Source organism: Mesorhizobium sp. B2-3-13 (assembly GCF_006442195.1).
GTDB classification, from domain to species: Bacteria; Pseudomonadota; Alphaproteobacteria; order Rhizobiales; family Rhizobiaceae; genus Mesorhizobium; species Mesorhizobium salmacidum.
Map to the genome: position 1 here is coordinate 186,446 of NZ_VFVQ01000009.1, position 15,160 is coordinate 201,605.

The window sequence follows — 15,160 nt, forward strand, 5'->3', positions numbered from 1 at the left end:
TGGGGTGGCCTTCTGTCGGGGCCCTCGGCTTGGGCAATTTCGACGCAGCTGAATTACGCGCTTGTTCCCTGGCAATGCAATCGCCAGGTCCCGGTCGTGCTTCCAATCGCACTGCTGCTTGCCTTGCTTTCGCTTCTCGGCGGCATGCTTTCTTGGCGGGCAAAGCGGCAGGGGGGCGCGGCTTTCAAGCCGGAGCGCACGCGCAGCACCGAACAATTCGTCGCCGATCTCGGCATTCTTGCGGCTTTGCTTTTTGCCCTCGTCATCGTCATGCAGGGGAGCGCCGCGCTCATCCTTGACGAGTGCCTGCGATGAGCTTCGAGGCTTTCCTCTCAACATCGATCTGCTATGGCGCCGGCGCGCCCGAAGCGGGATGGACACTTGCGTTTCCCATCACGCTCCCTCTGGCCACAATCGCGCTCATCTATGCGATCGGAGCGAGCCGGCTGTGGCGCCGCAGCAGCCGGGGCCGCCCCGAGCGGACGCGACAAGCTCTGTTGTTCGTCGCCGGCTGGAGCCTACTGACGGGAGCGCTGGTCAGCCCGATCCATGCGCTTGGCGAACGGGTGTTTGCCGCCCACATGATCGAGCATGAACTGCTGATGGCGGTGGCGGCGCCGCTCCTTGTCGCCGCCTGCCCCGGCGCAGCCTTGATATGGGCATTGCCGGCCGCATTCCGCCGAGGAACGGGAATGCTCACGCACGGCAAGTTTCTCCAGGCGGTCTGGGCCGTTGCCAGCCGTCCCCTCAACGCAACCGCCATCCACGGTATCGCGATCTGGATCTGGCACGTCCCCGTACTGTTCGAGGCAGCGCTTCAGCAGGGCGTCCTGCACTATGCCCAGCATGCGAGCTTCCTCGGCACAGCCCTGCTGTTCTGGTGGGTGATTCTGCCGCGTTCCGGCCGCCAGCAGGCCTATGGCAGCGCGGTCATGCATCTCTTCTTCACCTCGCTGCACACGGGTCTACTTGGCGTGCTGCTGCTGTTGTCGCCCAAACTCTGGTATCCGCAGAATGCCGCTGGCGCGGCGCTCTGGGGACTGACCCCGATCGAGGACCAGCAGCTCGCCGGCTTGGTGATGTGGGTTCCGGCTGGCCTGATCTATGGCGGAGCCGCCTTGCTGCTCGCCGGCCTTTGGATAAGCAAGAGCGGAATCAGGGAGGCCACCGATGGGCTCCGGCCTGGCTAGGATGACCGGCGGCGCGCTCGCCGCCATCCTGCTGCTGACCGCCGCCGTCGCCGGGGCGACCTTGTGGTCGGACCGGCGTGATCGTGTTCGCCACGAATCGGACGTTGCGACCGGTGGCGTGGGCGCGCGCGCCATTCCGATCATGACCGCGAATGGCTGCTCGGGGTGCCATACAATCCCCGGCGTGCCAGGGGCACAAGGCCAGGTTGGTCCGCGCCTCGATTCCAGCCTTGCCGACCGGGTCTTTATCGGCGGGGTGCTGGCTAACAATCCCGAGAACCTGATCCGCTGGGTACGAGAGGCCAGGGAGATCAATCCGCACACGGCGATGCCATCGACAAGGATTACGCAGCAGCAGGCGCGCGATATCGCCGCCTATCTCTATGCCCTCAGATGATTAGCCTTCGCCGCCGCGCCGGGACCACAAGCCACGACCGGGGTCATAGCCGACCACTGCCCCAAGGAAAAACCCGACGAGGCAAGCGAGAACGACGAGAGCCGAAACGGGATCGAAGCGCAGATAGAGGGCGAAGCGTATCAGCTCGACCGCCGAACTGAACGGGTTCCATGCGGCGATCATTGCCAGCACCGGCCCAGCCTCGGCGAGTCGCCATATCGGATAGAGAGCCGTCGAGGCGAAGAAGGTCGGGAAGATGACGAAGTTCATCACGCCGGCGAAGTTCTCCATCTGCGTCGAGATCGACGAAACCAGCAACCCAAACGCGCCGAGCATCAAGCCGGACAGGACGAGCGCCGGAAACACGGCCAGATAGCCTAGAACTGGGGGGCGCACGTCCCAATAGCGCGCGATCAGCAGGAACAGATAGACCAGCGGCAGACTGACGATGACGCTCGCAAGCAGCCGCGCGGCAAGCAGGTACCAGCGCGGAAGCGGTGCCGTCAGCAACAGGCGCATGCTGCCCATCTCGCGGTCGTAGACCATGGCCAGCGAACTTGCCATGGCATGGAAGAGCAGCATCATGGCCGCCAGTCCGGGGACGACATAGACTTCGTAGAGCACGTAGGTCTGGTAGGGCGGCGTGATCGACAGGCCAAGCACCGAGCGGAACCCGGCGGCGAAGATGGCGAGCCAGACCAACGGCCGTATGATCGCCGAGAGCAGCCGGCCACGCTGCCGCAGCGTTCGCAGCATCTCCCGGCGCAGTATGCCTGTAATAGCCCGCAGCGCGTGACGCCTTTTCATGCCGCCTCCGTCAGCACATCGAACGCATCGGCCATGCTGGCGACCGCAAGATCCGCCGCGACGCGGCCGGCCCCGCCAGCCCAACGCAGCCTGCCCTTATGCAGCACCACCAGGTCGTCGTCGGCCGACACCTCTTCCAGGAAATGCGTTGCCCAGAGAACGGCGATACCTCGTTCCCGGCAGAGCGCGCGCACATGCTGCTCGATCGCCCGGCGCCCAGGCACGTCGAGCCCGGTCGTCGGCTCGTCGAGCAGCAGGATGCGGGGCCGATGCATCAGGGCGCGCGCGATTTCGACACGTCGCCGCTGACCGCCCGACAGTGAACGGACCGGCTCGTCGCACCGGTCAAGGACCTCCAGCCGTTCGAGTTCTTCGCGCAACCTCGTTTCGCAGACGCCGGCCGCCAGCCCGTGCAGGGCGCCGTGATAGCGCAGATTTTCGGCGGCGGTGAGATCGAGGTCGAGCGTCTGCTGCTGGAAGACAACACCCATCTGGGCAAGTGCGGCGGCCGGATCGGCCCGCATGGAGTGGCCGAACACATCGATCTGGCCGGATCGGGCATGATAGAGGCCGGTGACCAGCGAGAACAACGTCGTCTTGCCGGCGCCGTTGCGTCCGAGCAGTATGCACATTCTGCCTTCCGCGACCGAGAACGACACGGCTTCGAGAACCCGCCGCTGTCCGAAGCTGTGTCCGAGACCTTCGAGTGACAGCGCCTTCATGGGCCGATCACCACTCCCCAGGGGCCGCGTCCCACCGGCACCGACTTCACCACCTCCTCGTCTTCAAGATCGATGAACGAGATGTCCCCGGAATTGCCATTGGCGCTTACCAGGCGCTTCTGGTTATCCGACAGCGCCACATGCCACGGGCGCTGGCCGACGAGGTAGAGGCGGCGCACGGCCAGCGTCCTGGTATCGACTTCGGCAATCCGGTTGGCCGGACCAAGCGCCACATAGGCAGTGGCGCCGTCGCGGGTCATTTCGATGCCTACCGCCTGGACGCCCTCGCGGCGGATACCGGGAACCTCGAACTGGACCTTGCCGGCCTCAGCACGAGACGTAGCGTCGAAGACGGTCACGGTTCCGCGTATTTCGGAAGACACCCAAAGCTGCTTCCCATCCGGCGAGAACGACGCCGCGCGGGGACGGGTGTCGACCAGGAGGTTGTCTACGAGGTCGAGCGTGCCGGCGTCGATGAGGTGCACCATGCTGGTGGTCTCAGAGGTGCAGGCAACGTAATGGCCGTCGGCACTGACCGCCATACCCTCGGGTTCGACCCCGACGTCAACGGTACCGATCACCTTGGCGGACGCGATATCGACGACTGAGACCAGATTGTCATTCTCATTGGCGACGAACAGGCGTTTGCCGTCAGGATGCACAACAAAAAATTCCGGATCGACTCCTGAGGGGAGCTGGCCGGTCACCTGCCGTTTGGCGAGATCGACAATGTCGATCCGGTTGTCGTCGCCCACAGCCACGAAGAGCAGCTTCTTGTCGACCGAAAGCGCCATGCCGCGTGGGCGCCTTCCGACGTTGATGGCCGTGGAGAGGCTCATGCCGGCGCCCTCCACCACCGCCACTGTGTTGTCCTGCTCGTTCGATACGTAGATCGTCTCCGCTGCGGCAGGTCCGGCGACAATCAACACCGACAGCAGGATTGGGATCACGACCTGCATGCGCTCTCCTCGAGGTCGACGCCCAGCGTGTCGAGGGGCGTGCGCTGATGCAGGAAACCCGGTTGCGGTGAGCTGGAGACGAGCAGCCGCGGCCCCGCTATCAGGATGGGCTGCCGCATCTGGCCGTCCCATGACCGGAAGCTGAGCCCCTGCCCCTTGAAGCCGGCGAGAAGGAATTCGTCGCTGCGCAAATATGCCGTGATCGCCGAAGCATCGAGGCTGCGCAGGCGTGTTGCCGCTTCTCCGACGCTGCGCACGGCGAGCCAACCGGCGTAGTCGTAAGCCGTCATCCAGCGCCCGGCCTGCTTGCGGAAGCGGTCTTGAAGTTGCGTTGCGCCCCATTCCTCGTTGACCGCGCTCCAGCCGGTCGCCACGATCCCCTGCGTCCCGGCGACCGGCCGTGGTAGCGCGGTTCGGCCCTCGAGATAGGCGCCGAACTCGTCCGCCTCGTCGGCGACGACCAGCACGTCGTAATCGCCGACCTGGGTGGCGGCCGGTATCTCGGTCTGAAGCGTGACATGTCCCGTGTCCGCACGACCATTGGCAGGCCGGAACGTCCAAGGCTTGTCGACGACGATCTCGGCGCCGAAGTGTGTCGCCGCGCGGCGCAACGCTGCAGCCAGCGCCTCGTCAGCAGGATGCGGGCCGACCAGCAGAAACCAGTGCTGCCAACGCTTCCAGATGAGATATTGCGCGAGGCCGTCGGCGAGCATGGCGCGACTTGGAACGGTATGCAGGAGGTTCTTGCGGCAGTGCTGCTGGCGGAGCGCATCGTCCGGCGCACGGCTGTTGAACAACAGCATCTTGTCTGCTCCGGGTGCTGCGAGAGCCTGGTTCAGCGTGGCCGCATCGAGGTCGGCCACGACGAAAGTGACGCCGCTCGCGGCAAGGCTGGCGATTGCTTCGGTGGGCGCTTCGCCTGGCTTCAGCACGCGTTCTTCGAGCTGGAAATGCTGGCCGAGGAAGCGGCCGGTGCCGCCGTCATCGGCGATGCCCAGCCGGGCCCCCTGCAGGCCGTCATCGCTGACGGGCTGGTCAAGCGGTCCTAAAGGCAGGGGTGGCGTGCGCTCCTGGCCGATATAGCCGACCACCATGGCCTGCGGTGCGGCGGAGCCGGGGGCAGCGGCCAACAGGAGCAGCACGATCGACAGCACCAGTCTCATTCCGCTCCGCCTGCCTGCAAGCTGGCCGGCCCACGCGGTGAAGCCGGTCCGCCACCCCGGGCAATCCCGACATCGCGCACGATAGCTGCCGGCGAGCCTTCCAGAACGACGAAGCGGTCGGCCAGCGACGAGACCTGGGCCAAATTGTGCGTGACAATAAGCGCGGTGGGCGGCCGGGTGTTGAAAACTTCACGCAGCAGGAGGCTCATCGTGTTCGCCGTCGCCTCGTCGAGCGAAGCGAAAGGTTCGTCGAGCAGCAACAGCGCGGGCTCGACGGCAAGCGCGCGGGCGAGCGCCACGCGCCGGGCCATGCCTCCGGAGAGACGCTGCGGATATTCGTTTGCGTGATCCTCAAGGCCTACGGCGGCAACCCACCTCGATGCCTCCTGCTCCCGCCCGGGGATCACGAGTTCGACATTGCGCAAGACGGTCAGCCAAGGGAGCAGACGCGGTGTCTGGAACATCATCCCGACAGGAAGCGCGCGTCCCTCCACCACGCCGCGGAATTCGCGGTCGGTGCCTGCGACGATCGAGAGCAGCGTCGATTTGCCAACTCCCGAGGGCCCAGCGATCACACAAACCTGGCCGTGCGGCACATCGAGAGCGAAGTCCCGGAACACGGTCCTACCCTGGCCCTGGCCGGGAATAGCGAAGGTCTTCATCTCTATCCTGATGGTCAGCATCAACGCCGCCACACGCCAAGTCGGCCTTCCAGAGGCCCGAGCAGGCCGTACTCGATGGCCAGCATCACCACTCCGAAGCTTATGGCATAGGCCAGGATGTGGGACACGTCGAAGTTCTGGAAATAGATCTGCAGCTGGAATCCAACCCCGTTGGAGCGGCCAAGCAATTCGGCGAGCAGCACGATCTTCCAGGTCAATGCCAGTCCGCTGCGCAGGGTGACGAGGAAAAACGGTGCCAATTGCGGGAGCACGATGTAGCGCAGCGACCTCGTTCCGGTGAAACGATAGACCTCGGCCATTTCCGTGAGGTCCTTGTCCAGCCGGCTGGCGCCCTCGCGAATGGTCACTACCACATTGGGGATCTTGTTGAGCGCGACCGCGAACACGAGCGCGGTCTCGACCAGACCGAGCCAGACATAGATGAGGATGACGGTCACCAGCGCCGGCACGTTGAGCAGCAGAACGATCCATGGCTTCAACCAAAGATCAGCATCACGCGAGCGGCCGGCAGCATAGCCAAGCGCGGAGCCGACCACGATCGCGACGGAAAGGCTCACAATCACTCGCGTTAGCGAGACGCCGAGGTGAAAAGCGAGTTCGCCCTGCAGCGCCTCTTGCAAGAGGACGATGGTGACCTCCAAAGGGCTCGGCAAAAGCCGGCTGGCCACCACCGATGCCGCCGCCTGCCAGATCAGAAGCATACCAAGCAGCGCCGCGACGCTCTGCCATCGCTGGGCATTGGCGGAAGCGGCCAAGCTGTTGCTCATGGATGCGGTCTCAAGCGGGTATGCTCCAAAAGATGCCGGGATCGAAGCCTTTCGCCTTGCCGACCAGAGCTTCACCGCCCAGATCGGCCAAAATTGAAAACAGGCGCGCCGCGTCGTCGCGCTCCTTCCTGCCGAAGCGGCGGGGGATTCCATCCCGATAGGCGTCGCGCAAGGCGGCCTGAAGCCGGACATCATCTGTTCCCAGTTGCGGCGCCAGCGCGTGCCATTCGCTGTCGGAAGTGGCAAGAAGCGACTTTGCGGCCATGACCGTTTTCAGGAAACCGGTAAGAACCGCAGGATCAGCACGCGCCCAGTCTTCATGGAAGACATAGCCGAGCATCGGCAGCTCGCCGGAAACGCCCAGCCCCTCCAGAATCTGTCCAACGTTCAGCAACCGCTGGGCTCCGTCGGCTTCGAGTTGGGCCGCGAAGTTCCAGAATGTCAGCAACCCGTCGAGCCGGCCTGCAAGGAATTCCTGTTCGAGCAAAGGCGGCGCTCCGAATACAGGCTGCACGCTCGCGGCGAGGTCGCGTCCCGACTGTCGAAGGTTAAGCGCACGCAGCAAGATCCAGCTCTTGTCGAGCGGGCCGCCCGCGACCCCGAGCCGTTTGCCATCGAAATCCGCTAGCCTGCGGACGGGGGAACCGGCGGGTATCTCAAGTGCGCCGACCACGCGCGAATAGGGAACAAAAACAAGATCGGCGCCTTCCGCGCGCTGGCGCGTCACCCACACCCAATCCGATACGATGACGTCGACGCTGCCGGCCAGCAACGCGGTCTTGCCGGCTTCCGTGCTGGCAAGACGCCGCACCTCGAGAGAGACGCCGTGCGAAATGTCCAGCCCATATCGTTGGACCACGTCGACTTCCCAGGCGGCCGTGCCAAATCCGAGCACGCCAAACCGGACAGGGCGGGATTGCCCAGACGCGGCTGCAGTGGGACCGGCCACGATCAAGGAGGAAAGCGCTGCAAGAACCGCGCGCCGCGATATAAGGGGCCAATCGGCTCGGGTGAGCCACTCACGTGGAGGATTCGAGATCAGCACGAGCGCACCGGTGTGGCGGACCCCCCCTAACACCGGGCTGGCAGGAATGTTCCTCCTGGTGCGCTGACCATCGGGTACGCCTGCGCCGCCAATAGGAGTCGCTGCGGGGTCCGGGATTTAGCGTGCTGAAGCAGGCGGCTGATTCAAGGCGGCGATGTGAGCTTGCCTTTTCATACGGTTCCGCTCGGCGCTTAGCAGCTCTTCCTCGCCCATAAGCCCGTTCAGGAAAAGCTTCAGGACATGGGACGCGAGTGTCTGTGCCTGCGGGCTGTCGAGCGGAATATCCCGCTCGTTGCAGGCGGTCCGACAGACTCGGGTGAGCATTTCCAGTTCGTCGGACATGACGACTTGACCCGGAAACAACATGGCTCCTCCGTCCCGCAGATGTGCATTGAACGCTGCAACATGACTCCGCGTGCCCCTTGAGTCTTTAACAAATGATGTGAGCAGGCGCCTTGGTCGGAAATGGTAGAGTCTCTTGGAATTCGAACTGCACACCGGCGAGCGATAAACGCAGCGCATTGGGTTTGGCGTTCTCCGGCAAATCCTCGTCCGCACCCGCGCGGAAGGGCGTGCAGCCGCCGGATGCACAGTGCTCCGGGAGCACATTAATCTGACCGGCATCTGCGAGGCGTCATGTCGTTTCGTTGGAGATTGGCACGGCTTCTTTAGATAAGGCTCTGAAACGGTCGTTACAAAGTCAATTCTTCTGCAACTGGGCTGAGGATGTGCCAGACGGCACAGATCAGCCGTATTCCCGGGTAGCAGGTGGTGTTCCTCGCGGGGATGACCAGCGGGTGATCAGCCGGGATGCGAGACATCTTCTTGCGAGTTTTTCAAATCTGCCGGTGTTTAGTTTTCTTGCGCTACTCCACGCTGCATGGATGGTGACGTCGAATATGCGCAGCTTGGGCTGATTAGAGAAATACGATTGACGGAGGCTCAGCAGATGGGAGATCGGATAGTCCTGCTTGAATCCGAATTGATCAATGCGGCTGGTTCCAAAGGCAATCCAATTTGCTTAATGCGGGTCACCAGCTTGTTGGCCAAAAGCTACGCTGGAAGGCCTCGAACAATGCACAGCCTGGATGCCGAAACGGCTCTGACAGCGTCACCCAATCCATTGAATCCGTTCGCAGCTTTTGCCATGCTGGCAAATCTGAGGCCGCGAAGAGATGGCGGCTTCTGGAAATTCTCTGCAAATTCCAGACTGCCTTTATGCGCTTTTGGACGAACACACGGCGAACAGACCTCAACAGCTAGGTTATACTCCCTCGTAAGCGATCCTGATCAACGCTGGTCCTCTTCAATCCAACCGACAAGGGCGGCTTTCGAGCCTCGTCCTTTTGACTACGACTTCGAGTTCACGGCCGAGTCGAAGCCGTCCAGCTCCTCGCCGATCTCGACAAGGGCCTTTCTGACTGTGTCCTCAACTTCCTGTCGTTTCTTCGGCGGCATCAGGCCCAGCCCCTTCAGCATCGCCTCGCGCCAGTGCTGCCCCCTCCCCCACGCTTCCGAGAACGCTGTTGCAAGGTCATCCTTGCGACGGGTCGCCTCCAGTGCCTCGACGAGGAGGCTGGCCTGATGGACGTCTTTTTCGCGCTTGGCGACGCCGTTTGCATCTGATTTCCTGCGAGAGGCGACGATGAGCTTGTGAACTGCATACCGTTCCGGCGACGGCACGGTTACAGGCACCCCTGACCGATGCAGCATCACGGTCCGGATGGGCTCGTGGATCAGGAAATCGAGGAAACGCAAGGGCTGCGCCGAAGCTCCGCCCAGTGCTGGCATCGGACTGGCGCGGTCGGTGTAGTCATCCGATCCCCGGTTCGGCGTAAGGAACTCGACCTTGTATCTCGTTGCATTCTCGAATTGGGTCGTGTGTCCGGGATCCGATCTATGGGGGATCTCCCTGAAGGTTGGATCAATCTCTCTCAAGATTTCCAGGATCGGCGGCAGGGTGTCTTCGACTGACGACGAAGTCGAGTAATGCTGCGCGAAATCGGCATCGCCGGTTTGCAATGAAGCACCAGGCAATCTTACGCCGAGATGTCCCGCATACGTCTGGAAGGCAACCGTACCGACGAGCACGCCTCTTAAGCGGAAGATTCCTGCTGCTCCGATGGCTTCAACGACATCGCCAGTGAACCGGTCCGGTGCGGTCAGCCCTGCTTCGCGAGTCAGCGTGGAGACGAGTTTTCGTCGGCTACGGAGGTCTTCCTTGATCTCTTGGAAGGCTTCAACGCGTTTCGCGATCTCGGGATCGTCGGACGGGCCGACATACTTCCGCGTTTTCTTGGGTTGGGTTTCCTCAAAATACCAATAGCCCCGCCCCTTCACCGGAACCCGGACGAAATTTCCCGCCGTGGAGAAGTCGGTTACGAACGATGCATCAAGGCAGCGCTGAACGAGTTCCGCATACATCGTGCGATAAACGAGATCGACCGTCTTCACGCGTCGGCTCCGTTATAAGAAAAATGCGTTTCTCTTATAGCGGCATGAGCTGAAGCGACGCAAGTGACGTTATAAGACAATTGCAGAGGTCTTATAACGCTGCCACATCGCCAACCATACAGGCGCGGCGATCGATGCCGGGTGCTTCGACACGGAGAAGTTCCGTTTCCACGGCCCGGATGGCTTCGAGGTGGACTACGCCGGGCTTACCAACTACTTCAAGTCCATAGCATTCGACGATCGCTAGATCCCTCGAGGCATCATCGTCGTCGAAGGTGACTATGTCGCCTGCCAAACCTGGGTCGAGGGACGCTTTGCCCGCGAATTCACACAGTCGCCCGTCGGCCCCCCTTGCCTCCGAACCGCCGGCGTGTGACCTGGGATTTGTCCAACATTTTTCGTTTCGACGATGAAGGCTGGCTCATTGAGGAGTGGGTGCGGACCGATTACCCGGAGTTTCCTTCACCAATTGGTGCGGAAGGCCGATAGGCCCGTGACACCGCGACGCTTCAAGCGATCTCCGCGACTACTCTGGCTCTTGCCCGGCCCGGCGACATTGTGCGGGTAAACTGAGAAGATGGTGAACGGAGGCAGGCAGTACGGATTCAGCTGAGAGCAGGCCGAGGCGCTGATAAGGCGCGACAATGATGGCAACAAGCTCCAAGCTTCTCGGCGAAACTTAAGAAGCAGTCGCGCGTTGGACGCGATTAAGCCATTTCGTCTTGGGTATGGGGCGGTGAGTGGTCATGCCAACGTCGCGTAAGGCAATGCAGGGGTCAACCGCTCATCAAGCGACGTCGCCAACGCGTGAGCAAGCCAATTTGGCACTGCCCACTTTTCGGCCCGTCCAGCTCGCAACGCTCGTGGACGTCGTCCCTGCCGGCGACCGCTGGATCCACGAAATGAAATACGACGGCTATCGCATTCTTGTTGCGGTCGGCAGCGGCGAAGCGCGTGCCTACACGCGATCTGGCCTGGACTGGTCTCACCGTTTTCCATCCATTCTTTCGGAGGCCCGCAAGCTCCAGGTCCGCTCTGCCCTGATTGACGGAGAGGCCGTCGTTGTCGATGCCGACGGACGATCAAACTTCCAGGCGCTTCAGAACGCATTAAAGGGTGTGCCAGCCAGTATCGACTTTTATGCGTTCGATCTCCTTCAACTCGACGGCGAAGATCTCACGAAGCATCCTCTCCTTGAACGCAAGGAAAAGCTCCAGAGAATTTTGCCCGCGAAGAACCCGGTGCTTCGTTATTCTGATCATATTCTGGGGCGCGGAGAAGAGCTGCTCGGCCGCTTTTGCGCAGCCGGGCTCGAGGGGGTGGTTTCCAAGCTCGCCGATTCGCATTATGTGGCGGCCCGCGGCGGAAACTGGCTCAAGATCAAGTGCATCAAGCGGCAGGAGTTCGTGATTGTCGGTTGGACGCCGTCCGAAAAGGTCCGCGCGTTCCGGTCATTGATCCTTGGAGTGCATGATGGCGGCAAGCTGCGTTATGCCGGAAAAGTCGGTACCGGCTTCGATACAGCTGAACTTTTCCGTCTCATGGAGATCATGGCACCGCTCGAGCAGAAGGCCGCGACCGTCGCGGCGCCGCGAGCCGAAGTTCGCGGAGCACACTGGCTTCGCCCCAAGCTGGTCGCGGAGATTGCCTTCGCCGAGATGACTAACGAAGGAACGTTGAGACATCCGAGCTACCTCGGTCTGCGCGAAGACAAGAAGCCGGAGGCGGTCATGCTGGAGACGGAACGTCGCACAGCCAAGCTGACCACGTCGCCGCGGAAGACCATCGCCATCAGCAATCGTGACCGCGTGATCTATCCGGAGTCGAATATCACCAAGGGTCAGCTCGCCGACCACTACGCGGCCGTCGCTGAGATCATGCTTCCTTGGGTTGGGAGTCGACCGATCAGTCTGGTTCGGTGTCCCCAAGGCCGGGCCAAGAAGTGCTTCTTCCAGAAGCATGATGCCGGGAGCTTTGGCGACAAAGTCCACCACGTCGGTATCACTGAAAAGGACGGCCAGGAGGAGCCATACCTTTATGTCGACGATGCCGATGGGCTGATGACCTGCGTACAGATGGGAACGATCGAGCTGCATGGGTGGGGAGCTCGGATCGAGGATATCGAAAAGGCCGACCGCCTCGTTTTCGATCTCGACCCCGATGAGGGTCTCGATTTTGAAGCTGTCCGCGCCGCAGCTTTCCAGTTTCGTGATATTTTGAAGTCATTGGGGCTTACGACATTCCCGATGCTGACCGGAGGCAAAGGAGTGCATGTGATCGCGCCGCTCACCCCTCAGGCCGAGTGGCCGCAAGTGAAAGACTTCGCGCATCGCCTCGCGCAAGCGGTCGCTCAAAGCGATCCCTCTCACTTTACGGCCGCGTTGTCGAAGAAGCGCCGGAAGGGTCGCATCTTTGTGGACTATTTGCGCAACCAGCGTGGGGCGACCGCGATCATGCCCTACAGCGCTAGGTCCCGATCGGGCGCTCCGGTCGCGGCGCCGATCACCTGGGCGGAAATGAAGACGATTGATGCGCCCTCGCATTTCCACGTCGGCGACGCTTCTGAATTGAAGAAACGCGCAATCAGCAAATCTCTGGCGGGATGGGGGCGAGCCGACCAATCATTGCCAAATTTGTAGCCCCACTCCGCGAAGGCAGTAAGGCTGGATAAGGGCTTCGTTGCCTTGGCCTGATTGGAACCTGCGAAGATTGGCCCCGTTTGCCTCGACCATGGCAAAAACCGATTCGCGGACAGTCGCCAGCCTCCTAAGGGAATACGGACATCGCACGGCGCTGCGCGGGGACAACCCCTATCGCACCAAAGCATATCTGCGCGCTGCAGACAGTCTGGCTGCGTTGTCGCAGCCGCTCGACCGGATCATCGCCGCGGGCGCCCTCATCAGGATCCCGGGGATCGGTAACGCGATCGCAGATATTGTGCGCAAGCTCTATGAAACGGGCACACATCCACGCCTTGAGAAGCTGCGGGAAGAGGTCCCGGCGGGTGTGATGGAGTTGTTTGCCATACCAGGGCTTCGGCCCGACAAGATCCTGAAGCTTCATCAGGCCCTCGGCGTGAACTCGTTGGCTGAGCTCGAAGCCGCCGCAAAGGCAGATCGAATCCGGCCAGTCAAAGGCCTCGGTGCTTCGCTTCAGACAAAGATCCTGCACAATCTGGCCATCGCGCGAAGCGGCGAAACACAACTTCACCTGCACAAGGCCGCCGCTCTTCTCGAACATGCTGTCGTGTTGGTGAAGCAAGAGCATCCCGAGTTTTCGCGCGTGGAAATTGCCGGTGATTTCCGGCGCGGTTGCGAACTGGTCACCGACCTCGCACTGGTTGCAATGGGGAAGAAGCGGACCGCGACCGAGCAGTCCACCCTCACACTTGTGGTCACAGACAAGAAGCACTTTGGCGCGAGCCTTCTCAAAGCAACCGGTTCGGCCGCCCATGTTGAGCAGTTGAAGATGTACGCGACCGAGAGAGGGTTCGCCCTCAAACCCGACGGGCTCTATCGCGGGAGAAAGCTGATCGCAGCAGCGACAGAGGAGGAAATCTACGACGCGTTGGACCTGCAGTTCATCGAACCGGAACTGCGCGAAGGCAGGGACGAGATTGAGCGGGCAGCGAACCAGCAGTTACCACCCCTCGTCCGGGACGGAGATCTGCATGGCATCCTGCATTCTCACACGACCGCATCCGATGGCACCGAAACGCTTGAGGCAATGGCTGAAGCGACACGTAAGCGCGGGTTTGAATACTTTGGTATCGCCGACCATTCGCAGTCTGCCCACTACGCGGGCGGGCTCACACTGCAGGAGATCACTGAACAGCACCGCGACGCGGATCGGCTGAACACGAAGTACGGTGGTAAATTCCGTGTCCTGAAGGGCATCGAGGCAGACATCCTGGCCGACGGCTCGCTTGACTATCCGGACCACGTCTTGAAGCAGTTTGATTTCGTTGTCGCGAGCGTGCACAGCCGCTTCAAGTTGCCTAAAAAAGAGCAGACGGAGCGTATCATTGAGGCAATCGCGAATCCCCTCACGACAATTATCGGGCACATGACCGGTCGCCAGTTGTTGCGTCGTCCCGGCTATGAGCTGGACGTCGCCAAGGTCCTCAGAGCGTGCGCAAAATATGAGGTCGCTGTCGAAATCAACGCGCATCCGTGGCGGCTCGATCTCGACTGGCGGTGGCATCAAAGGGCGCTCGACTACGGCTGCATCTTCAGCATCAATCCGGACGCTCATTCAATCCGTGAACTCGACCACATGCATTGGGGTGTCGAGATGGCCCGCAAGGGAGGAGTGCCCAGGACGCGGGTTCTCAATGCGCTGGGTTTGGCAGCTCTGCTTGCGCACCTTTCAAAGCGCAAGTCCGCGTCAAAGACCGACGGCAAGCGCCGCTCGCTTGGGCGGAAAGCTGTCGCATGAGGCCCGAGCTCTAGCGGCTGCAAACAGGCAACGGTTCTACCAGTCGCTGCCTGGTGTGATCCCTCGGAGCGCTGGCAACGCGATGAAAGAACCTCATAACGCTCTCTTTCTTGTGGCGTTAGACCGGCGTTTTACGTTTTGGATGCGAGGAACCAGTGGACCAGGTTCGGGATCGTCTGGGTTGGGGAAGAAGGCCATAGAGCCGTGCAAAGTCGTGGGCCTGTCAAGGCCGGGCTTGTCAATCAGGTCGATGCGGTTCGGCTGTACTTCATCGCTACAGGCGGAGCTATGCACCGGCTCCAAATCCAACCGGAGGTCCTGGCGTTCCGGATATGAGCTGAACGTTACGGTGCCCCCATAGCTCTGAAGATATCAGCGACCTCGTTCTGTCTGATGTCGTACCCGCGCTTTATCGACGAGTTAAGGTCAGCCACCAGTTTTTGCTGGGTAAAGCAGCGATGGAATGAAAATTTACATCGACCGACACCTGCCGGCGTACCATCAGATGGAGGCGAGGACGTGCGCCTGGAACCGTT

At 61.6% G+C, this 15,160-nt stretch carries 14 protein-coding genes; 5 read left to right on the plus strand and 9 right to left on the minus strand.

Features of this window, described 5'->3' with window-relative positions; genetic code table 11:
* Window positions 1–96: 96 nt before the first annotated feature.
* Genes FJ941_RS29425 through FJ941_RS13465 form a run of 3 tightly spaced genes read left to right on the plus strand, consistent with a single transcriptional unit; the run spans window position 97 to window position 1,587 of the window.
* Window positions 97–315 (plus strand): hypothetical protein, encoded by a 219-nt coding sequence (locus tag FJ941_RS29425; protein ID WP_246672994.1) that lies wholly within the window; start codon window positions 97–99, stop codon window positions 313–315.
* Entirely contained in the window at window positions 312–1,190 is an 879-nt protein-coding gene (locus tag FJ941_RS13460) for a cytochrome c oxidase assembly protein (RefSeq protein WP_140506187.1), read from the plus strand. Before FJ941_RS29425 ends, FJ941_RS13460 begins: the two co-directional genes overlap by 4 nt.
* The gene (locus FJ941_RS13465; RefSeq protein WP_140506189.1) at window positions 1,171–1,587 is read left to right on the plus strand and encodes a cytochrome c; all 417 of its coding nucleotides are present in this window, start codon (window positions 1,171–1,173) and stop codon (window positions 1,585–1,587) included. The genes FJ941_RS13460 and FJ941_RS13465 overlap by 20 nt, the downstream gene beginning before the upstream one ends.
* Here FJ941_RS13465 and FJ941_RS13470 read toward each other — a convergent pair whose 3' ends face one another.
* The 9 genes from FJ941_RS13470 to FJ941_RS13510 all read right to left on the minus strand — a co-directional run bounded on the left by FJ941_RS13470 (window position 1,588) and on the right by FJ941_RS13510 (window position 10,187).
* Window positions 1,588–2,394, minus strand: a complete 807-nt coding sequence (locus FJ941_RS13470) for an ABC transporter permease (protein ID WP_140506191.1) — start codon at window positions 2,392–2,394, stop codon at window positions 1,588–1,590.
* The gene (locus FJ941_RS13475; protein ID WP_140506193.1) at window positions 2,391–3,116 is read right to left on the minus strand and encodes an ATP-binding cassette domain-containing protein; all 726 of its coding nucleotides are present in this window, start codon (window positions 3,114–3,116) and stop codon (window positions 2,391–2,393) included. Before FJ941_RS13475 ends, FJ941_RS13470 begins: the two co-directional genes overlap by 4 nt.
* Window positions 3,113–4,075 carry a PQQ-dependent catabolism-associated beta-propeller protein gene (locus FJ941_RS13480; protein WP_140506195.1) on the minus strand — a complete coding sequence of 321 codons (963 nt, stop codon included), beginning with the start codon at window positions 4,073–4,075 and terminating at the stop codon, window positions 3,113–3,115. The genes FJ941_RS13475 and FJ941_RS13480 overlap by 4 nt, the downstream gene beginning before the upstream one ends.
* Window positions 4,063–5,238, minus strand: coding sequence for an ABC transporter substrate-binding protein (locus tag FJ941_RS13485; protein WP_140506197.1), 1,176 nt, complete (start codon window positions 5,236–5,238; stop codon window positions 4,063–4,065). Before FJ941_RS13485 ends, FJ941_RS13480 begins: the two co-directional genes overlap by 13 nt.
* Complete coding sequence (locus FJ941_RS13490) at window positions 5,235–5,921, minus strand: ATP-binding cassette domain-containing protein (protein ID WP_140506199.1); 687 nt, start codon at window positions 5,919–5,921, stop codon at window positions 5,235–5,237. The genes FJ941_RS13485 and FJ941_RS13490 overlap by 4 nt, the downstream gene beginning before the upstream one ends.
* Window positions 5,921–6,688, minus strand: a complete 768-nt coding sequence (locus FJ941_RS13495) for an ABC transporter permease subunit (RefSeq protein WP_140506201.1) — start codon at window positions 6,686–6,688, stop codon at window positions 5,921–5,923. Before FJ941_RS13495 ends, FJ941_RS13490 begins: the two co-directional genes overlap by 1 nt.
* A gap of 10 nt (window positions 6,689–6,698) precedes the next feature.
* Entirely contained in the window at window positions 6,699–7,583 is an 885-nt protein-coding gene (locus tag FJ941_RS13500; RefSeq protein WP_246673808.1) for an ABC transporter substrate-binding protein, read from the minus strand.
* Window positions 7,584–7,850: 267 nt separating this feature from the next.
* Window positions 7,851–8,075, minus strand: a complete 225-nt coding sequence (locus FJ941_RS13505) for a hypothetical protein (protein WP_246673809.1) — start codon at window positions 8,073–8,075, stop codon at window positions 7,851–7,853.
* 1,008 nt (window positions 8,076–9,083) lie between these two features.
* Complete coding sequence (locus FJ941_RS13510) at window positions 9,084–10,187, minus strand: GSU2403 family nucleotidyltransferase fold protein (RefSeq protein ID WP_140506207.1); 1,104 nt, start codon at window positions 10,185–10,187, stop codon at window positions 9,084–9,086.
* Between the two features lie 767 nt (window positions 10,188–10,954).
* Between FJ941_RS13510 and ligD the strand changes: the two genes are divergently transcribed.
* Together ligD and FJ941_RS13525 are read left to right on the plus strand one after the other, a co-directional pair.
* On the plus strand, window positions 10,955–12,826 hold the full coding sequence (gene ligD, locus FJ941_RS13520) for a DNA ligase D (protein WP_281405568.1): 1,872 nt from the start codon (window positions 10,955–10,957) through the stop codon (window positions 12,824–12,826).
* 91 nt (window positions 12,827–12,917) lie between these two features.
* Window positions 12,918–14,624, plus strand: coding sequence for a DNA polymerase/3'-5' exonuclease PolX (locus tag FJ941_RS13525; RefSeq protein WP_140506255.1), 1,707 nt, complete (start codon window positions 12,918–12,920; stop codon window positions 14,622–14,624).
* Window positions 14,625–15,160: the final 536 nt, after the last annotated feature.